This is a genomic window from Streptomyces sp. NPDC091289, assembly GCF_044757365.1.
In the GTDB taxonomy this organism is placed as follows: Bacteria; Actinomycetota; Actinomycetes; order Streptomycetales; family Streptomycetaceae; genus Streptomyces.
The window spans coordinates 24,388-45,928 of the sequence record NZ_JBIVUT010000029.1 but is presented as its reverse complement, the minus strand read 5'-3'; the positions used below and the strand labels follow the sequence as shown (position 1 = coordinate 45,928).

The following is a 21,541-nucleotide window of genomic DNA, read 5'->3' as shown; positions in this document are numbered from 1 at the left end:
AGCTCCCGTTCCCGAGGACAGCCGGCAGCCCCCGCTTCGCACACGCTACTAAGAGACGCACAGGAGCTTGAACGGTTCCCCCTGCCGGTGGTCGGCCTCCGCGGGGCAGGCCGACCATCGGACGGGGAGGGTCCGGGCCGCTACGACCCGGCGGTCAGGCGTGGTTGACCGGGAGGACGTCCGGGGAGAGGGCACCGGCGTGGGCCGCGGCGCTCGTCATGCGCTTGCGGTGGTGGCGGCGGCACAGGACCTCGTAGCCGATCTTCTCCGCCGGGCGGTACACATCGCCGACCACGACCTGCGCGCCCTCCACCACCATCTCGCCGTCCACCGTGCGGGCGTTGTGCGTGGCGCGGGCACCGCACCAGCACAGGGCCTCGACCTGGAGCTGCTCGACCCGGTCCGCGAGTTCGATCAGACGCTGCGAGCCGGGGAAGAGCTTGGTGCGGAAGTCCGTGGTGATACCGAAGGCGAAGACGTCCATGTCGAGTTCGTCCACGATCCGGGCGAGCTGGTCGATCTGGTCCGGCGCCAGGAACTGGGCCTCGTCCACGATCACGTAGTCCGCCTTGCCGCCCTTCGAGAGCCGCGTGACGAGGTAGGCGTAAAGGTCCATGCCCTCGCCGGCCTCGACCGCCTCCGTCACCAGGCCGAGTCGGGAGGAGAGCTTGCCCTCCCCCGCGCGGTCGTCCCGGGTGAAGATCACGCCCTGGAGGCCGCGTGCCGAGCGGTTGTGACCGATCTGCAGGGCCAGCGTGCTCTTTCCGCAGTCCATGGTTCCGGAGAAGAACACCAGCTCGGGCATGAGAGGTCGAGCACCTTTCGGAGGGGGTGGGTACGGCGGGAGGGGTTACGAGCGTACTTCGAGGAGCGGGACGAGCTGTTCCACGGGGGTCAGGGAGCCGTGCACGCCGACCATCGCCGACTCGTGCGGCTCATTGACGGACGCCGTGATGATCACGTCGTCGTGGGCGGCGGCGACCACGTCGCCGATGCGGCCGTACACCCGCTCGTCGATCGTCGGCCCGAACCAGCCGGCCGCGATGGCCTCGTCCCGGCTCGCGATCCAGAACTGCTCGCCGAGGACCTCGCGCCAGACGGTCAGGACGTCGGACTGTGCGCCCGGGACGGCATAGACATGGCGGGCGCGGCCCTCGCCGCCGAGGAGGGCGACACCGGCGCGCAGCTCCCAGTCCTCGTCGAAGTCGATCCGGGACTGTTCGTCGAACGGGATGTCGATCATGCCGTGGTCGGCGGTGATGTAGAGCGCGGAGCGCGGCGGGAGCTGCTCGGCGAGGCGTCGGGCGAGCCCGTCGACGTACATCAGCTGGCCGCGCCAGGCGTCGGAGTCGGTGCCGAAGCGGTGGCCCTTGCCGTCGACCTCGCTGTAGTACGTGTAGACGAGCGAGCGGTCGCCGGCGGCCAGGCGCTGGGCGGCGACGTCCATCCGGTCCTCGCCGGAGAGCCGGCCGAGGAAGGAGCCGCCGCTGAGCGCGACCTTGGTGAGCGGGGTCTGCTCGAACGTCGGCGCGGAGACCTGTGCGGTGCGCACGCCCGCGGCGTCGGCGAGCTGGAAGACCGTGGGGTACGGCTGCCAGACCTTCGGCGCGGTCCACGGCCGCCAGCGGAGCTGGTTCATCAGCTCGCCGGTCTCCGGGTTGCGCGCGGTGTAGCCGGGCAGGCCGTGCTCGCCGGGCGGCAGCCCCGTGCCGACCGAGGCGAGCGAGGTCGCGGTGGTGGAGGGGAAACCCGCGGTGAGCGGGCGGCCGGTGCCGCCGCGCGAGGTGGGGAGGAGCGAGTGCAGGAAGGGCGCCTCGTCCGGGTGCGCGATGATCTGCTCCCAGCCGAGGCCGTCGATCAGGAAGACGCAGTTCCGGTCGGCGGGGGTCAGCTCGGGGATCGCGGCGGTGAACCCCGGCACCTCCTGTCCGGCGACGAGGGTCGGCAGCAGGTCGGCGAGCGAGCCGCTGCCGTACTCCGGCACGGGCGCGGTGTCGAGGGCGAGCGGGACGGGGTCCTGCCAGGCGGGCTGGGCCATCAGCGGCCGGTCGCCGCGGTGGCGGCCGTGGCCTCGGAGAGCGACTGGGCGAAGGCGAGGGTCTGGCGCACGGCGTCGGGGCCGTCCCCGGCCTCGCTGACCCGCAGGCTCAGATCGTCGGCGGTGGAGCTGCCGGTGTAGCCGTGGTCGGCCTCGCAGTTGGAGTCGCCGCAGGCGGCGGGCTCCAGGTCGATCCGGGAGACCGCGCCCCAGCCGATGGTGAGGACGACCTCGCGGGGCAGGGTGCCCGGGACGTACTTCTCCGGGTTGGCCACCACCCGGCTGACCACGACGGAGGAGATCCGCTCCAGCTTGACCGACTCGGTGGAGGTGGTGGCGTACGGCGTCGGGGAGCTGGTGTCGGCGGCCTGCTCGTCGGTGTGGCTGACGATGAACCGGTGCTCGGTCAGGACGAGGACCGTCACATGGCGGCGCACCTCGTTGGAGTCGAACGTGGTCTCCTGATGCACCAGGTACGAAGCGACCGGTTCCCCGCCGACGGCGGCCTCCACCGCCTCGGCCACGAGGGCCGGGTAGTAGCCGCTGCGCTCGATCGCCGCGCGCAGCCCCTGGGTCGTCGTACCGGTCTTTGCCATGAGCACCATCCTACGGCGGGCCGGTGACTGCCGGGGACGCCCCGGTGGGCACTGGTGGCCACCGGTGCCCACCAGTGGTCAGTAGTTCGGAAGGCGGCGGGGGCCGAGGTCGCCCCGGGCGGGCGGCGGGGCGAGCCGGACGCTCGCGCCGAGCACGGTCAGTCCCTGCGGGGCGACGACGACCGGTTCGAGGGCGACGGAGACCACCTCGGGGTGGTCGTCGACCAGCCGGGACAGCCTGAGCAGCAGCTCTTCGAGCGCGGCCGTGTCGACCGGGGCCGAGCCCCGCCAGCCGAACAGCACCGGGGCCGCCCGGATGGACCGGATCAGCTCGGCGGCGTCGCGGTCGGTGGCGGGGACCAGCCGGTGCGCGGTGTCGCCGAGCAGTTCGGAGGGCGCGCCCGCGAGTCCGAAGGAGAGGACGGCCCCGGCGGCCGCGTCGATGGAGGCCCGCACGACGGTGTCCACGCCGCGCGGGGCCATCGCCTGGACGACGGGCAGCAGTTCGGCGGGCTTGCCGAGGAGGTCGGTCAGCTCTCCGTACGCCCGGCGCAGCGCCTCCTCGTCGGCGAGGTCGAGGCGGACGCCGCCGAGGTCGGCGCGGTGGCGCAGGTGGGGCGCGGTGGTCTTGAGCGCGACGGGGTAGCCGAGCCGGGCCGCTGCGGCGACAGCCGCCTCCGGGTCGGGAGCGGGGAGCGTGGGGCGGACGTCGATGCCGTAGCGGCCGAGCAGTTCGCGGGCCTCGTCGTGGGTGAGCGGGCGGCCGCGCGGGTCGGGAGCGGTGGCGAGCTGTGCCTCGATCAGGGCGGCGGCCCCGGGCTCGTCGATGGTGTCGTCGAGGAACTCGGGGATCTTGCCGGGCACGGCCGCCTGGCGCCGCCACTGGGCGTACTTCACGGCCTCGGCGAGGGCGCGTACGGCACGTTCGGCGGCGGGGTAGGCGGGGATCCGGCCGGGGCCGGGGGCGGGAGCGGCTTCCTGGCTGGTGGCGGCTTCCGGGGCGGTGGTCGCGTCGGGGGTGGCGGTGGCTTCCGGGGTGGCGCCTTCTTCCGGGCCGGTGGTCGCTTCCGGGGCAGCGGTGGGCATGCGGCCGGGGCCGGCGCTTTCCCGGGCGGTGCTCGCTCGCGGGGCGGCGGCGGCCTGTGGGCCCTTGCCCGTGGCCCGGTCGGTGTTCGTGGCCGGGGCGGCGTTCGTGGCCGGGTCGGTACCCGTGGCCCGGTCGGCGTCCGTGGCCCGGTCGGCGTCCGTCGCCCGGTCAGCGTTCGTGGCCCGGTCGGTGCCCGTGGTCGGACCCGCCGTGACCGTGGTCGGACCCGCCGTGCCCGTGGTCGGACCCGCCGTGACCGTGGTCGGACCCGCCGTGACCGTGGTCGGACCCGCCGTGACCGTGGTCGGGCCCGCCGTGACCGTGGTGGCTGTCCGCGCCTGGGCGGCGGGCGTCACCGTGCGGGGGCGGGGCGCGGCCGTGCTGGACGCGGCCGCCAGCGCCTCGGCCAGGCCGCCGATCTCGACGTGGACGACGGCCACCGGCTTGGCCGAGCCCCCGGCCACGGCCTTGTGCAGGGCGGCGGCCAGGACCTGGCCGTCGCCGGTCTCGGCCTCGCCGTTCTCCCCCACCCACGGGATGGCGGTGACGATCACGGCGTCACAGGTGCCGTCCGCCAGCGCCTCGGCCAGCGCGTCCCGGAAGTCCTGCGGGGAGGCGGCCGTGGTGAGGTCGATCGGCGGGCGCGGGCGCAGCCCCTCGGCCAGGCACGCGTCGTACGTCAGGAGGCCGAGGGACTCGGAGTTGCCGAGGATGGCGACCCGGGGGCCGGCCGGGAGCGGCTGGCCCGCCAGCAGGAGCCCGGCGTCGACCATCTCGGTCACGGTGTCGACCCGGATGACGCCGGCCTGGCGCATCAGCGCGGAGACCGTGGCGTCGGGGATGCGGCTGACCGGGACCGCGTGGCCGGGCGGGGTGGAGCCGCTGTGCCGGGCGCCCTTGACCACGACGACCGGCTTCACGGCGGCGGTGCGGCGGGCGAGGCGGGTGAACTTGCGGGGGTTGCCGAGCGATTCGAGGTAGAGGAGGGCGACGTCGGTGTCCGGGTCCTCGAAGGAGTACTGGAGGAAGTCGTTGCCGGAGACGTCGGCCCGGTTGCCCGCCGAGATGAAGGAGGACAGGCCCGCGCCGCGCCGGTGGAGGCCGGAGAGCAGGGCGATGCCGATCGCGCCGGACTGGGTGAACAGACCGATCCGGCCGCGGGCGGGCGACTCGGGGGCGAGCGAGGCGTTCAGCCGGACGGTCTCGGCGGTGTTGATGATGCCGAAAGCGTTCGGGCCGATGATCCGCATGCCGTACGAGCGGGCCTGGCGGACCAGTTCGCGCTGGAGTTCGCGGCCCTCGGCGCCCCGCTCGGCGTATCCGGCGGAGAGGACGACCAGGCCCTGGACACCGTGCTCCCCGCAGTCGGCGACGGCCTCGGGGACCCGGTGGGCGGGGACGGCGATGACCGCGAGGTCGACCTGTTCGTCGATCTCGCCGAGTGTGCGGTGGGCGGGGACCCCGTCGAGGGTGGCGAGGTCCGCGTCGAAGGCGCGGTTCACCGCGTACGTACGGCCGGTGTAGCCGGAGGCGAGGAGGTTGCGCAGGACCGTGCGGCCCACCCCGCCGGGGGTGCGGCCGGTGCCGATGACCGCGACGGAGCCGGGGGCGAGGAGGCGCTGCACCGAGCGGGCCTCGGCGCGCTGTTCGCGGCCCCGCTGGACGGCGAGGGACTTCTCGGTGGGTTCGAGGTCGAGGGTGAGGTGGACGGAGCCGTCCTCGAAGCTGCGGCGCTGGGTGTAGCCGCCGTCCCGGAACACCTTGATCATTTTGTTGTTGGCCGGGAGCACCTCGGCGGCGAAGCGCCGGATGCCGCGCTCGCGGGCGACCGCGGCGATGTGTTCGAGCAGCGCCGAGGCGACGCCCCGGCCCTGGTGGGCGTCCTGGACGAGGAAGGCGACCTCGGCCTCGTCGGCGGGCGCGGAGGCCGGGCGGCCCTGGTCGTTGATGCGGTCGAAGCGGACGGTTCCGATGAACTCGCCGCCGATCGTGACGGCCAGTCCCACCCGGTCGACGTAGTCGTGATGGGTGAAGCGATGCACGTCCCGGTCGGATAGCCGGGGATACGGGGCGAAGAACCGGTAGTACTTCGACTCGTCGGACACCTGCTCGTAGAAGCTGACCAGTCGCTCGGCGTCGTCCGTGGTGATCGGCCTGATGCGCGCGGTGCCACCGTCGCGGAGCACCACGTCCGCTTCCCAGTGGTCGGGGTACGCGTGATGCGGACTCTGCTCGGGCGTGGGCTCCATGGGCAAAGCCTACGGCGGGGACACCGGTCGCGGAGGGATCGGTGCCGGGGCAGTCTGAGGAGGCCCGGACCGGGGCAGCCGGAGCACAGGGCCGGACGGGAGGCCGGGCACAGCACCACGCACTGCATGAGAGACTGGTCTAGACAACCGTTGATATGTGAAGGGCAGAACCATGGCTGAGCGCCGCGTAAACGTCGGTTGGGCCGAGGGCCTGCACGCCCGCCCCGCTTCCATCTTCGTCCGTGCCGCCACGGCTTCCGGCGTCCCCGTGACGATCGCCAAGGCCGACGGCAACCCGGTGAACGCCGCCTCCATGCTCGCCGTGCTCGGGCTGGGCGCGCAGGGCGGCGAGGAGATCGTGCTCTCGTCCGACGCGGACGACGCCGAGGCCGCGCTGGACCGGCTGGCGAAGCTGGTCGCCGAGGGCCTGGAAGAGCTTCCGGAGACCGTCTGACCCGAGCGACTCCGGCCCGGCCGGATGCGACAGGCGCGAGAGCCGTGATCCTTTCAAAGGATCACGGCTCTTTCGCTTTTCGGGGAATAGCGGCGCTTCGGTTCGACAATTCGGGCAGCACGAGCGACGCTCCCCGCAATTCACTTCTCTTTGTATACGGCTCTTCTGTTAATGGCGGACGCCCGCGGTGTTTACGCCATGTTGCGAAGTGCTCACGCGGGGAACGGGTGCGGTGCGCCGCCCCGGCAGGTCCGGGCGGCGCAGCCGGTGGGCCCCGGTGGCGCGTTCCGCGTGCTGGGCGGTCAGCGCCCTCGCCCGCTCCGCGTCACCGCGCGCCACGGCGTCCACGATCGCGCCGCGCTCGGCCCAGGCGTCGACCGGGCGGGCCGGCTGCTCGACCGCGTACATCCAGGCGATCTTGTGCCGGAGCTGGGTGAGCAGCGCGATGAGGGCGGGGCTGCCGGAGGCCTGGGCGAGGGTCTCGTGGAACCAGCCGCCCAGCGAGCGCAGATCCTCTCCCTCGCCCCGGCGAGCCCGCTCCTGGCCCAGCCTGACCAGGCCCCGGAGCACCTTCAGATGGGCTTCCGTGCGGCGCTGGGCGGCGCGGGCCGCGCCCAGGGGCTCCAGGAGCGTCCGCACCTCCAGGAGGTCGGCCGCCTCCTGCAGGGTGGGCTCGGCGACACACGCGCCGGCGTGTCTGCGGGTGACCACGAAGCCCTCGGACTCCAGCGTGCGCAGGGCCTCGCGGACCGGGACGCGGGAGACCCCGTAGCGGCGGGCCAGCAACTCCTCGGTGAGGCGGCTGCCGCGCTCGTACACACCGGAGACGATGTCGTCACGGATTGCCGTGCATACCGAATGCGCGGGAATGCGCATGTCCTGACCTCCGCCTTGATCCCCGCGAAACGCGGCCGCCCGACGTCTGTTCCGTGACTCTATTGCAATCCGCCGGAATTTCCGATGGCAGGCCGGAATCCATGGATATCTTCGGGCCGGAATTGCCGAAGGCCCCGGCGGGTGCCGGGGCCTTCGGGCGGGATCGCGCAGGGGCGGGTCAGACGTTCAGACCGTGGGAGCGCAGATAGCCGACGGGGTCCATGTCGGAGCCGTACTCGGGGGTGGTGCGGGCCTCGAAGTGCAGGTGCGGGCCGGTGGAGTTGCCGGTGGAGCCGGAGAGGCCGATCTGCTGGCCGGAGGAGACGCTCTGGCCGACGGAGACGCCGATCGAGGAGAGGTGGCCGTACTGGGTGTACGTGCCGTCCGTCATCCGGATCACGATGTTGTTGCCGTACGCGCCGCCCCAGCCGGCCTCGACGACCGTGCCGGCGCCGACCGCGACGACGGAGCTGCCGGAGGGGGCCATGAAGTCCACGCCGGAGTGGCTGCCGGAGGACCAGAGCGAACCGCCGGTCTTGTAGCCGGTGGTGACGTGGGAGCCGGCGACCGGGAGGTGGAAGGCGTTGAGGCGGGCGCGCTCGGCGGCGCGGGCGGCCCGGGCCTTCTCCTCGCGGACCTCCTTGGCGCGGGCCTCGGCCTTGCGCTCGGCCTCCGCCTTCGCCTTGGCCCTGGCGGCCTTGGCCTTGGCTTCGGCGGCGGCCTTGGCCTTCGCCTCGGCGATCGCGTCGGCCTGCTGCTTCTGGGCCTGCGCCTGCGCGTCGATCTGCTCGGCGAGGGTGGCGTCGAGGGCGACGACCCGGGTGAGGCCGGTGTCGGCGACCTTGGCGGCCTCGGTGTCCGCGGCGATGGCCGGGGAGGCCAGCGAGCCGACGACTCCGGTGGTGGCCAGGGTCGCGATGCCGGCGGCCCGGGCGCTCCGGCGCGTAAGGCGGCTCGGGGCACGGTGCTTCCCGGTGGCACGGGTGAACGCCATGGAGGGGCTGATCCTTTCCTTCCTTCTCGCCTACCGGGTTAGCTGACGGGTTCGGAGCAGGAAGGTCTCCTACGGATCCCCGCGCCGGTTCACGGCACGGGCCTCCGATTCACCCCAGGGACTGCGTGGGTCCCCGGCTCCCCAGGCTCGCGCCTGACGGGGACTCGGCGATGACTGCCCGGCGCCGCGGATGCGGCATACGGGTGACGGACAGCCGGGCCGACGCTAGGCGGGGCGACTTCCCATCACCAAACGGACAGAGGGATTTGTCGCGCATCCCACAGGGCAGACAGGCAACCTCTCCAACAAAGGGCGCAAAGCTCGCCAATCGGGCAAAAAGGGAGGACCCCGACGAACTTCCGTCCGTCGGGGTCCTCTTCGCGGCGGTGTGCCACGGGTGCCGTCAGCCGGTGACGACGGACACCTCACCGATGCCGAGCGCCCGCACGGGCTCCTCGATCTGCGCGGCGTCCCCCACGAGGACCGTGACGAGGCGGTCGACCGGGAAGGCGCTGACCACGGCGGCGGTCGCCTCCACGGTGCCCGTCTCGGCGAGCCGGGCGTAGAGGTGGGCCTGGTAGTCGTCGGGGAGGTGCTGCTCGACCTGGTCGGCCAGCGTGCTCGCGACGGAGGCGGCGGTCTCGAACTTCAGCGGGGCGACGCCCACCAGGTTCTGCACGGCCGTCTCGCGCTCGGCGTCGGTCAGCCCCTCGGCGGCCAGCGTCCGCAGGACCTTCCAGAGGTCGTCCAGCGCCGGTCCGGTGGACTCCGTGTCCACCGAGCCGCTGATCGCGAGCATCGCCGCGCCGCCCGAGTCGGGGCCGGACGAGCGCAGCACCTGGGCGAAGGCGCGCACCCCGTAGGTGTAGCCCTTCTCCTCGCGCAGCACCCGGTCCAGCCGAGAGGTGAGGGTGCCGCCCAGGCAGTACGTGCCGAGCACCTGCGCGGGCCACACGCGCTCGTGCCGGTCGGCGCCGATCCGGCCGATCAGCAGCTGGGTCTGGACCGCGCCGGGGCGGTCCACGATGACCACACGGCCGGTGTCGTTCGCGGTGATGGGCGGCACCGGGCGGGCCTGTCCCGCGTTGCCCGACCAGTCGCCGAGGGTCTCCGCCAGCAGCGCGTCCAGGTCGATGCCCGTCAGATCGCCGACGATCACGGCCGTCGCGGTGGACGGGCGGACATGGGCGTCGAAGAAGGCGCGCACGGCGGCATCATCGATCCGCCGGACGGTCTCCTCGGTGCCCAGGCGCGGGCGGGACATCCGGGCGGTGGCCGGGAACAGCTCCTTGGAGAGCTGCTTGGCGGCGCGCCGGGACGGGTTGGCCTGCTCGTGCGGGATCTCGTCGAGGCGGTTGCCGACGAGGCGCTCGATCTCGCTCTCGGCGAAGGCCGGGGCGCGCAGCGCCTCGGCGACCAGACCGAGGGCCTTGGCCAGCCGGGAGGCCGGGACCTCCAGGGAGACCCGGACGCCGGGGTGGTCGGCGTGCGCGTCGAGGGTGGCGCCGCAGCGCTCCAGCTCGGCGGCGAACTCCTCGGCGCTGTGCTTGTCGGTGCCCTCGGAGAGCGCCCGCGACATGATCGTGGCCACGCCGTCGAGGCCCTCGGGCTCGGCCTCCAGCGGCGCGTCCAGGAAGATCTCCACCGCGACGACCTGCTGGCCGGGGCGGTGGCAGCGCAGCACGGTCAGCCCGTTGGGCAGGGCGCCGCGCTCGGGCGCCGGGAAGGCCCAGGGGCGGGCCGTGCCGGCGGTGGGCTGCGGGTGGAACTCCATGGCTACTCCAGTCACGGCGGCGTCGCTCACTTGGCCGCCCCCTCGTGCGCGTCGCTGCCCTCGGCGCCGTCTTCGCCCTCGTCGGCCTCGTCGGCCGGCTCGATGGGCTCGTACACCAGCACCGCCCGGTTGTCGGGGCGCAGGGCCGCCTCGGCCGCCGCGCGCACCTCCTCCGCGGTGACGTCCAGGACCCGGCCCACGGCGCTCAGGGCGAGCTGCGGGTCGCCGAACAGGACCGCGTAGCGGCACAGTTCGTCGGCGCGACCGGCGACCGTGCCGAGCCGGTCCAGCCACTCGCGCTCCAACTGCGCCTGGGCCCGCTCCATTTCCTCGGGGGTGGGGCCCTCGGCGGCGAACCTGGCCAGCTCCTCGTCGACGGCGGCCTCGATCTGCTCCACCTCGACGCCGCCGGACGTCTTCACGTCCAGCCAGCCCAGCGAGGGCGCCCCGGCGAGCCGCAGCAGCCCGAAGCCCGCCGCCACCGCCGTACGGTCGCGGCGCACCAGGCGGTTGTGCAGCCGGGAGGACTCGCCGCCGCCGAGCACGGTGAGCGCCAGGTCGGCGGCGTCACAGGCGCGGGTGCCGTCGTGCGGGAGGCGGTAGGCGGCCATCAGGGCGCGCGCCGGGACCTCCTCGTGGACCACTTCGCGCAGCTGCTCGCCGATGGTCTCGGGCAGCGTCCCGTCGCGCGGCGGCTGCTTGCCGTCGTGGGACGGGATGGAGCCGAAGTACTTCTCGATCCAGGCGAGGGTCTGCTCGGGGTCGATGTCGCCGACCACCGAGAGCACCGCGTTGTTGGGCGCGTAGTACGTACGGAAGAACGCGCGGGCGTCCTCCAGCGTGGCCGCGTCCAGGTCGGCCATGGAGCCGATCGGGGTGTGGTGGTAGGGGTGGCCCTCGGGGTAGGAGAGGGCGGTCAGCTTCTCGAACGCGGTGCCGTAGGGCACGTTGTCGTAGCGCTGGCGGCGTTCGTTCTTGACGACGTCGCGCTGGTTCTCCATGGACTCCTCGTCGAGCGCGGCGAGGAGGGATCCCATCCGGTCGGCTTCGAGCCAGAGAGCCAGCTCCACCTGGTGGGTGGGCATGGTCTCGAAGTAGTTGGTCCGCTCGAAGCTGGTCGTCCCGTTCAGCGAGCCGCCGGCCCCCTGGACGAGCTCGAAGTGGCCGTTCCCCTTGACCTGTCCCGAGCCCTGGAACATCAGGTGCTCGAAGAGGTGAGCCAGACCGGTGCGTCCCTTGACCTCGTGGCGCGAGCCGACGTCGTACCAGAGGCAGACCGCGGCGACCGGGGTCAGATGGTCCTCGGAGAGCACCACACGCAGGCCGTTGGCCAGGCGGTGCTCGGTCGCTGTCAAGCCGCCGGAGCCGGCCTGTGCGGTGGCCGTGTGACCCATGGGCATGTACGTCCCTTCGATCGCGATACTGGACTTCCTGCCAGACCTGCCACTCTAAGCAAGCGCACCGGCACCTGGCGAAGTTCCCGTTCCCCGGATGTTTCCGTCGATGGTGTCGCGGACGCCGCCCGGGTGTGCCGCCCCGACCCGCTTCGGACGGGTCGAGGTCGGCGTTGTCAGTGCGGCGGTCCACAATGGACCGCGTCACTAGCTCGTGTTGTACCGAACAAGCTCAGGTTGTCCGAACAGAATCTGTGAAGGAGTCGCAGCCGCGATGGCCCGCCGTAGCACGAAGACCCCGCCGCCGGACGACTTCGAGGAGAAGATCCTCGACATCGACGTCGTCGACGAAATGCAGGGCTCCTTCCTCGAGTACGCGTACTCGGTGATCTACTCCAGGGCCTTGCCCGACGCCCGCGACGGCATGAAGCCGGTGCACCGGCGCATCGTGTCCCAGATGAACGAGATGGGGCTGCGCCCCGACCGCGGCTATGTGAAGTGCGCCCGCGTCGTCGGCGAGGTGATGGGCAAGCTGCACCCGCACGGCGACGCCTCGATCTACGACGCCCTGGTGCGCATGGCGCAGCCGTTCTCGATGCGGCTGCCCCTGGTCGACGGCCACGGCAACTTCGGTTCCCTCGGCAACGACGACCCGCCGGCCGCCATGCGGTACACCGAATGCCGGATGGCCGACGCCACCTCGCTGATGACCGAGGCGATCGACGAGGACACCGTCGATTTCCAGTCGAACTACGACGGCCAGGAGCGCGAGCCGGTCGTCCTCCCCGCCGCCTATCCCAACCTCCTGGTCAACGGGGTGTCCGGGATCGCGGTCGGCATGGCCACCAACATGCCCCCGCACAATCTGGGCGAGGTCATCGCCGCCGCCCGGCACCTGATCAAGCACCCGGGCGCCGACGTCGAGACGCTGATGCGCTTCGTGCCCGGACCCGACCTGCCCACCGGCGGCCGCATCGTCGGGCTCAACGGCATCAAGGACGCGTACGCGGCGGGCCGGGGCACGTTCAAGATCCGCGCCACCGTCTCCGTGGAGAACGTGACGGCCCGCCGCAAGGGCCTCGTCGTCACCGAACTGCCTTTCACTGTCGGCCCGGAGAAGGTGATCGCCAAGATCAAGGACCTGGTCTCGGCGAAGAAGCTCCAGGGCATCGCCGACGTCAAGGACCTCACCGACCGGGCGCACGGACTGCGTCTGGTCATCGAGGTGAAGAACGGCTTCGTGCCGGAGGCGGTGCTGGAGCAGCTCTACAAGCTGACGCCGATGGAGGAGTCCTTCGGTATCAACAACGTGGCACTGGTCGACGGCCAGCCGCTCACCCTGGGCCTCAAGGAGCTGCTGGAGGTCTATCTCGACCACCGCTTCGAGGTGGTGCGCCGGCGCAGCGAGTTCCGCCGCACCAAGCGCCGCGACCGGCTGCATCTGGTCGAGGGCCTGATCGTCGCGCTCCTCGACATCGACGAGGTCATCCGGATCATCCGGGACAGCGACAACTCCGCGCAGGCGAAGGAGCGCCTGATGGCGCACTTCTCGCTGAGCGAAATCCAGACGCAGTACATCCTAGACACCCCGCTGCGCCGGCTCACCCGTTTCGACCGGATCGAGCTGGAGAGCGAGCGGGACCGGCTCACCGGCGAGATCGACGCGCTGACCGCGATCCTGGAATCGGACGCGGAGCTGCGCAAGCTGGTCTCCTCGGAGCTGGCCGCCGTGGCGAAGAAGTTCGGCACGGACCGGCGCACGGTGCTGCTGGAGTCGGCCGGTTCGCAGATCGCGTCCGTGCCGCTGGAGGTGGCGGACGACCCGTGCCGGGTGCTGCTCTCCTCGACGGGCCTGCTGGCCCGTACGGCGAACGCGGAGCCGGTGGAGATCTCCGAGGACGCCCGGCGGACCAAGCACGACGTGATCGTGTCGGCGGTGGCGGCGACAGCCCGGGGCGATGTCGGGGCGGTGACCTCCACGGGCCGGCTGCTGCGGCTCTCGGTGATCGACCTGCCGCAGTTGCCGGACACGCACGCGGAGCCGAATCTCTCGGGCGGGGCGCAGATCTCCGAGTTCCTCAGCCTGGAGGCGGACGAGGAGCTGATCTGCCTCACGACGCTCGACGAGGCCTCGCCGGGTCTCGCGATCGGCACGCTCCAGGGCGTGGTGAAACGCGTCGTGCCGGACTACCCGCCCAACAAGGACGAGTTGGAGGTCATCGGCCTCAAGGACGGTGACCGCATCGTGGGCGCGACCGAGCTGCGGACGGGCGAGGAGGACCTGGTGTTCATCACCTCCGACGCCCAGTTGCTCCGCTATCCGGCGGCTTCGGTACGCCCGCAGGGGCGGCCCGCCGGAGGCATGGCGGGCGTCAAGCTGACGGCCGGGGCCGAGGTGCTGTCGTTCACGGCGGTGGACCCGGCGGCCGAGGCGATCGTGTTCACGGTGGCCGGCTCGCACGGCACGCTGGACGACTCGGTGCTGACGTCCAAGCTCACCCCGTTCGACCAGTATCCGCGCAAGGGCCGGGCGACCGGTGGGGTGCGCTGCCAGCGGTTCCTGAAGGGCGAGGACGTCCTGGTGTTCGCCTGGGCGGGCCCCACCCCGGCACGGGCCGCGCAGAAGAACGGCACCCCGGCGAAGCTGCCGGAGCCGGACCCGAGGCGGGACGGTTCGGGCACGCCGCTGCTGGAGCCGGTGGCCGTGATCGCGGGACCGCCGCTGTAGGCGTCCTCTTCGTACGGTGGGGAGCGGCCCGGGGCATCACGCCTCCGGACCGCTCCCCGCGGCGTTACGCCTCCGCGGCCGCTTCCGGTACGTCCACGGGGTCCGCCTCCTGCTGTACGTAGCGGAGCACGCCCCACATGGCGCGTTCGACAGCAGCGGCATCGGCGGACCCGTCGGGGTCGGGCCCGTCCGCGCGGCAGGCGGTGAGTCCGGCCAGCAGCGCTTCGGCGTCGATGCCCGCGCCGATCATGACGAGCTGAGTGAGCCGCTGTTCGCCGCGCGCCCACGGGCGGGGCACGAAGCGCAGGAAGCGGCCCACCGCGTGCAGCGCGTACGTGTTGTCCCGGTCGCCCGCGCCGAAGTCCGCGAACCCCTTGATCCGGTAGAGACCGTCGGGCCGGGAGTCGAGGAACGCCATGAAGCGGCGCGGGTCCAGGGCGATGTCGGAGGTGAAGTCGACGCTCTCGTACGCTGCGTGGAGGTGGTCGTCGTGCCCGTCATGCCCCTCGCACCCCTCCTCCTCCTCCCGCAGAAGGTCCTCGAAGGTCAGCTGCCCCGCCATCTCCTCGTGGTCCGGCCGCAGCGCGGGGTCGAAGAACAGCTCGGGGTCGATCCGGCCGTGCACGGCGGAGATCACGGCGGCCGGGCCGCTCAGCTCCGCGACCGTCGCGCGCAGCCGCTCCCGCTCGGCCTCCCCCACCCGGTCGGTCTTGTTCAGGACGACGAGGTCGGCGACGGCGAGATGGCGGTCGACCTCCGGATGCCGCTTGCGGGTGCTGTCGAACTCCGCCGCGTCGACGACCTCGACGAGACCCCCGTACAGGATGTGCGGGTTGTCGCTGGCCAGCAGCATGCGGACGAGTTCCTGGGGTTCGGCAAGACCGCTCGCCTCGATGACGATCACGTCCAGCCGGGCGGCGGGCCGGGTCAGCGTCTCCAGGAAGGTGTCGAGCTCGCTCGCGTCGACGGCGCAGCACAGGCAGCCGTTGCCCAGCGACACCGTCGAGCCGACCTGCCCCGAGACGGTCATGGCATCGATCTCGATGGCCCCGAAGTCGTTGACGATCACGCCGATCCGGGTGCCCGCCCGGTTGCGGAGCAGATGGTTCAGGAGCGTGGTCTTGCCGGAGCCGAGGAAGCCCGCCAGGACGACGACCGGGATCTGCGGGGTACGGGGCGGGGTCAACGGGAGCCTTCCTGGGGCGACGTCAGGGTGCCGGGACCGGCTGCGGCGGGGGTGCGCCGACGTAGCGGGCCGTCGGGCGGATGATCTTCGAGTCCTCCGCCTGCTCCAGGATATTGGCGCTCCAGCCGACCACCCGCGCCGCACAGAAGGTGGGGGTGAACATCGCGCGCGGCAGCCCGCACAGCTCCATGACCACTCCGGCGTAGAACTCCACGTTGGTGTGCAGCTCCCGGCCCGGCTTGAGCTCGGCGAGGATGGCCTCGACCTGGGCTTCCACCTCCACGGCGAAGTCGACGAGCGGGCCGCCGAAGCCCTGGGCGAGGGACTTGAGCATCCGGGAGCGCGGGTCCTCGGTGCGGTAGACGGGGTGGCCGAAGCCCATGATGCGGCGGCCGGCGAGGACCTGTTCGCGGATCCAGCCGTCGATGCGGTCCGGGGTGCCGATGGCGTCGAGGGTGTCCAGGGCCCGGCTGGGCGCTCCGCCGTGCAGCGGCCCGGAGAGCGCGCCGACCGCCGCGACCAGGCAGGCGGCCAGGTCGGCTCCGGTGGAGGCGACGACCCGGGCGGTGAAGGTGGAGGCGTTGAAGCCGTGGTCGACGGTCGAGATGAGGTACTGCTCGACGGCCCGGACCCGGTCGGGCTCCGGCTCCGCCCCGGTCAGCATGTACAGGTAGTTCGCGGCGTGCGGCAGGTCGGCGCGGGGTTCGACCGGCTCCAGGCCCTCGCCCAGGCGGTGGAGGGCGGTCAGGATCGTGGGGACGGCCGCGCAGGCGGCGAGCGCGTCCTCGCGTCGGCGGTCGGCGTCGATGTCGTACACCGGGCGGAAGCCGGCCGAGGCGCCGAGCAGGGAGAGCGCCGTACGGAGTCCGGCGAGCGGGCCGGAGACGACGCTCGCGCGGGCGATGGCGGGCAGCGCCTCGCGCACCTCGGCGGGCAGGGTGCGCAGCGCGGCCGTGCGGGCGGCGAAGTCCGCGGCGGCCGCCCGGTCCGGCAGTTCCCCGTGGACCATCAGATACCAGACGTCCTCGAAGCTACGGGTCCCCGCGAGCTCGATCGCCGAGTACTGGCGGTAGTGGAAGAAGCCCTCGCGACCGCGGACATCGCCGAGGGCGGTGTCGGTGACGACGACACCGGCGAGACCACGGGGGACGGCGGGGGTGACAGGGGTGGTGGTCATGGCTGCTCTCTCCTCCGTGCATGCAACATTGATTCGACTGTCCATGCTTGACTTGAGATCTGTCAATATTGATTGAATCAATATGTATGCGGAGTGGATACGGTGGTTCCATGACGGATCAACCAGAGCCCGACCGGCACGACACCCCCCGGCTCACCACCCGGCAGGCCGCCGAGCTGCTGGGCGTGAAGCCGGAGACGGTGTACGCCTACGTCAGCCGGGGCCAGCTCAGCAGCGCGCGGGCCGCCGGCGGCCGGGGCAGCACGTTCGACGCCGACGAGGTCCGGGCACTGGCCCGGCGCTCGGGGCGACGGGACCCCTCCCCGGCCGGGGGCGACCTCGCCTTCCGTACCGGCATCACGCTCATCGAGGGCGACCGCTGCTTCTTCCGCGGGGTCGACGCGACGGAGCTGGCCCGGCGGTACGGCTACGAGGAGGTCGCCGAGTGGCTGTGGACGGGTGAGCTGCGGCCCGGCGCCCGGTTCACCGCCCCCGCCGGGACCCTCGCGGCGGCCCGCCGGACGGTCGGCGCGCTGCCCGCCCACAGCGGGTCGACGGACCGGCTGCGGGTGGCGGTGACCGCGGCGGCGGCCACGGATCCGCTGCGGTTCGATCTGTCGCCCGAGGCGGTGCTGAGCAGCGCCCGAGGCCTGATTCCGACGCTGGTGGGCGCCCTGCCGGTGCTGGGCGGCGGCGACCCGGAGGGCGAAGAGGACTCCCTGGCTCGCCGGCTGTGGTCACGGCTCACCGCCGAGCCGGCCGACGCCCCTTCCCTCGCCGTGCTGGACGCGGCCCTGACCCTCCTGGTCGACCACGACCTGGCGGCCTCCACCCTGGCCGCCCGGGTCGCGGCCTCCGCGCGGGCCCACCCGTACGCCGTGGTCTCGGCGGGTCTCGGCGTACTGGAGGGTCCCCTGCACGGAGCGGCGAGCGGTCTGGCGCACCGGATGCTCCGGGAGGCGGTGGACCGGGGCAGCGCGGTCCCCGTGGTCGCCGATCATCTGCGGACCGGGCGGCGGGTGCCGGGCCTGGGTCACCGGCTGTACCGGGGCGAGGACCCCCGGGCGACCACCCTGTTCGCGCTGCTGGAGGACGTACCGCAGGCGGCCGGGGCGCTGGCGGCGGCCCGCGAGGTGGTGGAGACGACGGCGCGGCACGCTCCGCTGCACGCCAACATCGATCTGGCCCTGGCCGTCCTGTCCGTCTCCCGGGGGATGCCGGCGGACGCGGGCGAGACGGTGTTCGCGGTCTCCCGCACGGCGGGCTGGATCGCGCACGCGCTGGAGGAGTACGGGGAGCGCCCACTCCGTATGAGGCCGAGCGGCCAGTACACGGGCCCCCGGCCACCGCAGCCCACCCCTTAGGAGCCCCCCAGGTCCGGACCAAGGCCCCCGCAGCGCAAATTAGCTACGGATCACAGGGAATTCTCGCGCGGCGGCTGGGCGGTGGACCCGCGCACCACCAGCTCCGGCTCGAAGAGCAGCTCGTCCGAGGGCACGGTACGCCCGCCGATCTGCACCGAGAGCAGCTCCACGGCCGCGCGCCCCATGGCCTCGATGGGCTGGCGGACGGTGGTCAGGGGCGGCTCGGTGCAGTTCATGAAGGCCGAGTCGTCGTAGCCGACGACCGACACGTCGCCGGGCACCGAGAGACCTCGGCGGCGGGCGGCACGCACGGCGCCCAGCGCGAGCGGGTCGCTGGCGCAGATGATGCCGGTGACGCCCCGCTCCAGCAGCCGCATCGCGGCGGCCTGCCCGCCCTCCAGCGAGAACATCGCGCGGGCCACCCACTCGTCGGGAATGCTCGTGCCCGCCTCGTCGGCGAGCACCCGGGCGGCGGCGAGCTTGCGCTGCGAGGGCACATGGTCGGACGGGCCGAGGACGAATCCGATGCGCTCGTGGCCCAGCGAGACGAGGTGGCGCCAGGCCTGCTCGACCGCGACGGAGTCGTCGCAGGAGACGCCGGGGAAGCCGAGGTGTCCGATGGCCGCGTTGATCAGCACGACGGGGATCTTGCGGTCGGCGAGCACCTTGTAGTGGTCGTGCGGGGCGTCGGCCTGGTGGTAGAGGCCGCCCGCGAAGACCACGCCGGAGACCTGCTGCTGGAGGAGCAGTTCGACGTAGTCGGCCTCGGAGACGCCGCCCTTGGTCTGGGTGCAGAGCACCGGGGTCAGCCCCTGCTGGGCGAGCGCACCACCGACCACCTCGGCGAAGGCCGGGAAGATCGGGTTCTGCAACTCGGGCAGGACCAGCCCGACCAGCCGGGCCCGTTCGCCGCGCAGCTGGGTCGGGCGCTCGTATCCGAGGACGTCCAGCGCGGAGAGAACGGACTGCCTGGTGGCGTCGGAGACGCCCGGCTTACCGTTCAGCACCCGGCTGACCGTCGCCTCGCTGACTCCCACCTTCTGGGCCACTTGAGCAAGTCGTCGCGTCATGAGCGCAAGATTAGCGCAAGAAAAGCAAGAAGATTGCGGTGATGGTGAACTCCCCTGAAACGCTCACAGACGCGGCGCACCAAGGCAAGGGGTGCGCGCGGCGGAGCCCCCCGATGCGCGGCGATACACGGCTGTGCGCGGCCGAGATTTCCGCCCCGGCCGCCCGGCCCTTACCGTCTCTACGATGAACGCCCCACCGACCCCCGGCAGGGGACCGCGCCGGTTCGGCTGGCCCCAGCGGGTCTTCTCCCAGGTCCTGCTGATGCAGCTGGCCATCATCACCGGCGTGATCGTCCTGGTCACCGGCCTGTTCCTGGCTCCGCTCAGCGCCCAGCTGGACGACCAGGCGATGCGCCGCGCGCTGGCCATCGCCCAGAGCACCGCCGCCCAGCCGGGGATCGTGCGGGACCTGAGCAGCACGGACCCCTCCGACCGGGGGCCGGTCCATGCGGCCGCCGAGCGGGTCAGGCGGGCGACCGGAGCGGAGTACGTCGTCGTCATGGACCGGCGCGGGGTGCGCTGGTCGCACCCCGAGACGGACCGGATCGGCGCGGTCGTCTCCACCGACCCCGCTGAGGCGCTGCGCGGCCGCGAGGTGATGGAGATCGACAGCGGGACCCTCGGCCGCTCGGCACGGGGCAAGGTGCCGCTGTACGGCTCCTCCGGCGAGGTGATCGGCGCGGTCTCGGTCGGGATCGAGTACGACAGCGTCCGCGCCCGTCTCCTCGGGGCGATCCCGGGCCTGCTCGCGTACGCGGGCGGAGCCCTGGCCGTCGGGGCGCTCGCCGCGTATCTGATCTCCCGCCGGCTGCAACGGCAGACCCATGACCTGGCGTTCTCCGATATCTCCGCGCTGCTCACCGAACGCGAGGCCATGCTGCACGGCATCCGCGAAGGGGTCGTCGCCCTGGATGGGGCCGGCCGCGTCCGGCTGCTGAACGACGAGGCGCAGCGGCTGCTGGGCGTGGGCCCGGAGGCGGCGGGCCGGACGCTGGAGGAGGTGCTGGGCGACGGCCGGACCGCGGACGTGCTGGCCGGGCGGGTGGTCGGCGACGATCTGCTGGCGGTACGGGGCAGCCGGGTGCTGCTGGCCAACCGGATGCCCACGGACGACGGCGGAGCGGTGGTGACCCTGCGCGACCGGACCGAGCTGGAGCACCTGGGCCGCGAACTCGACTCCACCACGGGGCTGATCGACGCCCTGCGCGCCCAGGACCACGAGCACGCGAACCGGCTGCACACCCTGCTGGGGCTGCTGGAGCTGGAGATGCACGAGGACGCGATGGAGTTCGTGACGGAGGTGGTGGGCGTCCACCGGGCGACGGCCGAGCAGGTCACCGAGAAGGTCCAGGACCCGCTGCTGGCCGCCCTCCTCGTCGGAAAGGCGACGGTCGCCGCCGAGCGCGGCGTCTCGTTGCGGTTGACCCCGGGCACACTGCTGCCGGACCGGGTGGTCGACCCGCGCGGCCTGGTGACCGTGGTGGGCAACCTCGTCGACAACGCCACGGACGCGGCGGCCGGATCGGACGGGGCGCGGATCGAGGTCGGGCTGTGCGCGGAGGGCCGTACGGTGATCCTGGAGGTGCGCGACAGCGGCCCCGGCGTCCCCCGGGAGCAGCACACCTCGATCTTCACGGAGGGCTGGTCCACCAAGGACGTCCCGGCGCACGGAAAGCGCGGCCTCGGGCTCGCCCTCGTACGGCGGCTCGCGGAGCGCCAGGGAGGCAGTGTGACGGTCTCCGGAGCGGACGGGGCGGACGGGGGCGGTGCGGTGTTCACGGTCGTGCTGCCGGAGGCGCTGGCCGAGCCCGCCACGGAGTCCGGCGGCGCTCCGTCCCCCATACATCCGGCCACGACGGGAGAACAGCGGTGATCCAGGTCCTGATCGTGGACGACGACGTGCGGGTGGCGCGGATCAACGCGGCGTACGTCGCCAAGGTCCCCGGATTCCGGGTGGCCGCGCAGGCCCACTCGGCGGCCGAAGCCCTGGCGACGGTCGAGGAGGTCCCGGTGGACCTGATCCTGCTGGACCACTACCTGCCCGACCGCAACGGCCTCGCGGTCGTCCGGGAGCTGCGCCGCCTCGGCCGGCAGGTCGACGTGATCATGGTGACGGCCGCCCGGGACGTCGCGACCGTGCAGGACGCGATGCGGCACGGTGCGCTCCAGTACCTGGTGAAGCCGTTCACGTACGCGGGCCTGCGCTCGAAGCTGGAGGCGTACGCGGCGCTGCGGCACACCCTCGACGGGGGCGGGGAGGCCGAGCAGGCGGAGGTGGACCGGCTCTTCGGCGCGCTCTGGGCGGCGGGCGAGCCGGACCTCCCCAAGGGCCACTCCCCCACCACCGCCGAGCTCGTCCGGCAGGCCCTGCGCGGCGCGGAGGGCCCGCTCTCCGCCCAGGAGATCGCGGACAGCGCGGGGATGAGCCGGCAGACCGCCCAGCGCTATCTGAAGCTGCTGGAGCGCACCGGCAAGGTCCGGCTGACCCTGCGGTACGGGGAGACGGGCCGCCCGGAACACCGGTACGCCTGGGCCGGGTCCTGAGGCCTACGCC

General features: G+C 72.7%; 16 protein-coding genes and 1 riboswitch. Of the genes, 5 read left to right on the top strand and 11 right to left on the bottom strand.

Annotated elements, in window-relative coordinates; genetic code table 11:
* Nucleotides 1–154: 154 nt before the first annotated feature.
* The 4 genes from ACIQPT_RS31935 to ACIQPT_RS31920 form a co-directional block, all read right to left on the bottom strand.
* Nucleotides 155–805 carry a thymidine kinase gene (locus ACIQPT_RS31935; RefSeq protein ID WP_401160973.1) on the bottom strand — a complete coding sequence of 217 codons (651 nt, stop codon included), beginning with the start codon at nucleotides 803–805 and terminating at the stop codon, nucleotides 155–157.
* A 45-nt stretch (nucleotides 806–850) separates the two neighbouring features.
* Nucleotides 851–2,038: an alkaline phosphatase family protein gene (locus ACIQPT_RS31930; RefSeq protein ID WP_401160971.1), complete on the bottom strand. Its 1,188-nt coding sequence runs from the start codon at nucleotides 2,036–2,038 to the stop codon at nucleotides 851–853.
* On the bottom strand, nucleotides 2,038–2,634 hold the full coding sequence (locus tag ACIQPT_RS31925; RefSeq protein ID WP_164614753.1) for a DUF5998 family protein: 597 nt from the start codon (nucleotides 2,632–2,634) through the stop codon (nucleotides 2,038–2,040). The genes ACIQPT_RS31930 and ACIQPT_RS31925 overlap by 1 nt, the downstream gene beginning before the upstream one ends.
* Before the next feature lie 78 nt (nucleotides 2,635–2,712).
* Entirely contained in the window at nucleotides 2,713–5,970 is a 3,258-nt protein-coding gene (locus ACIQPT_RS31920; protein ID WP_401160969.1) for a GNAT family N-acetyltransferase, read from the bottom strand.
* Between the two features lie 172 nt (nucleotides 5,971–6,142).
* Here ACIQPT_RS31920 and ACIQPT_RS31915 point away from each other — a divergent pair, with 172 nt between their 5' ends.
* Nucleotides 6,143–6,424, top strand: coding sequence for an HPr family phosphocarrier protein (locus ACIQPT_RS31915; RefSeq protein WP_032767773.1), 282 nt, complete (start codon nucleotides 6,143–6,145; stop codon nucleotides 6,422–6,424).
* A gap of 168 nt (nucleotides 6,425–6,592) precedes the next feature.
* On the opposite strand, the gene ACIQPT_RS31910 is transcribed toward ACIQPT_RS31915, so the two are convergent.
* The 4 genes from ACIQPT_RS31910 to ACIQPT_RS31895 all read right to left on the bottom strand — a co-directional run bounded on the left by ACIQPT_RS31910 (nucleotide 6,593) and on the right by ACIQPT_RS31895 (nucleotide 11,468).
* Nucleotides 6,593–7,300, bottom strand: coding sequence for a GntR family transcriptional regulator (locus ACIQPT_RS31910; RefSeq protein ID WP_401160967.1), 708 nt, complete (start codon nucleotides 7,298–7,300; stop codon nucleotides 6,593–6,595).
* Between the two features lie 178 nt (nucleotides 7,301–7,478).
* Nucleotides 7,479–8,294: a M23 family metallopeptidase gene (locus ACIQPT_RS31905; RefSeq protein ID WP_401160965.1), complete on the bottom strand. Its 816-nt coding sequence runs from the start codon at nucleotides 8,292–8,294 to the stop codon at nucleotides 7,479–7,481.
* A gap of 13 nt (nucleotides 8,295–8,307) precedes the next feature.
* A riboswitch (cyclic di-AMP (ydaO/yuaA leader) is annotated at nucleotides 8,308–8,474 on the bottom strand.
* 223 nt (nucleotides 8,475–8,697) lie between these two features.
* Nucleotides 8,698–10,068: a M16 family metallopeptidase gene (locus ACIQPT_RS31900; RefSeq protein ID WP_401160964.1), complete on the bottom strand. Its 1,371-nt coding sequence runs from the start codon at nucleotides 10,066–10,068 to the stop codon at nucleotides 8,698–8,700.
* A gap of 26 nt (nucleotides 10,069–10,094) precedes the next feature.
* Entirely contained in the window at nucleotides 10,095–11,468 is a 1,374-nt protein-coding gene (locus tag ACIQPT_RS31895; protein WP_401160962.1) for a M16 family metallopeptidase, read from the bottom strand.
* A 268-nt stretch (nucleotides 11,469–11,736) separates the two neighbouring features.
* Between ACIQPT_RS31895 and ACIQPT_RS31890 the strand changes: the two genes are divergently transcribed.
* Nucleotides 11,737–14,190 carry a DNA topoisomerase (ATP-hydrolyzing) subunit A gene (locus ACIQPT_RS31890; RefSeq protein WP_401160960.1) on the top strand — a complete coding sequence of 818 codons (2,454 nt, stop codon included), beginning with the start codon at nucleotides 11,737–11,739 and terminating at the stop codon, nucleotides 14,188–14,190.
* 64 nt (nucleotides 14,191–14,254) lie between these two features.
* Here ACIQPT_RS31890 and ACIQPT_RS31885 read toward each other — a convergent pair whose 3' ends face one another.
* Together ACIQPT_RS31885 and ACIQPT_RS31880 are read right to left on the bottom strand one after the other, a co-directional pair.
* Complete coding sequence (locus ACIQPT_RS31885) at nucleotides 14,255–15,376, bottom strand: CobW family GTP-binding protein (protein ID WP_401160958.1); 1,122 nt, start codon at nucleotides 15,374–15,376, stop codon at nucleotides 14,255–14,257.
* Nucleotides 15,377–15,398: 22 nt separating this feature from the next.
* Nucleotides 15,399–16,553 (bottom strand): citrate synthase/methylcitrate synthase, encoded by a 1,155-nt coding sequence (locus ACIQPT_RS31880; RefSeq protein WP_401160956.1) that lies wholly within the window; start codon nucleotides 16,551–16,553, stop codon nucleotides 15,399–15,401.
* A 110-nt stretch (nucleotides 16,554–16,663) separates the two neighbouring features.
* On the opposite strand from ACIQPT_RS31880, the gene ACIQPT_RS31875 reads away from it, so the two are divergent.
* Nucleotides 16,664–17,917, top strand: coding sequence for a citrate synthase (locus ACIQPT_RS31875; RefSeq protein WP_401160955.1), 1,254 nt, complete (start codon nucleotides 16,664–16,666; stop codon nucleotides 17,915–17,917).
* Between the two features lie 50 nt (nucleotides 17,918–17,967).
* Here the strand turns inward: ACIQPT_RS31875 and ACIQPT_RS31870 are convergent, their stop codons facing one another.
* The gene (locus ACIQPT_RS31870) at nucleotides 17,968–18,987 is read right to left on the bottom strand and encodes a LacI family DNA-binding transcriptional regulator (RefSeq protein ID WP_401160954.1); all 1,020 of its coding nucleotides are present in this window, start codon (nucleotides 18,985–18,987) and stop codon (nucleotides 17,968–17,970) included.
* A gap of 184 nt (nucleotides 18,988–19,171) precedes the next feature.
* On the opposite strand from ACIQPT_RS31870, the gene ACIQPT_RS31865 reads away from it, so the two are divergent.
* Nucleotides 19,172–20,860, top strand: a complete 1,689-nt coding sequence (locus ACIQPT_RS31865) for an ATP-binding protein (RefSeq protein WP_401160952.1) — start codon at nucleotides 19,172–19,174, stop codon at nucleotides 20,858–20,860.
* Complete coding sequence (locus ACIQPT_RS31860) at nucleotides 20,857–21,531, top strand: response regulator (RefSeq protein ID WP_401160950.1); 675 nt, start codon at nucleotides 20,857–20,859, stop codon at nucleotides 21,529–21,531. Before ACIQPT_RS31865 ends, ACIQPT_RS31860 begins: the two co-directional genes overlap by 4 nt.
* Nucleotides 21,532–21,541 lie beyond the last annotated feature (10 nt).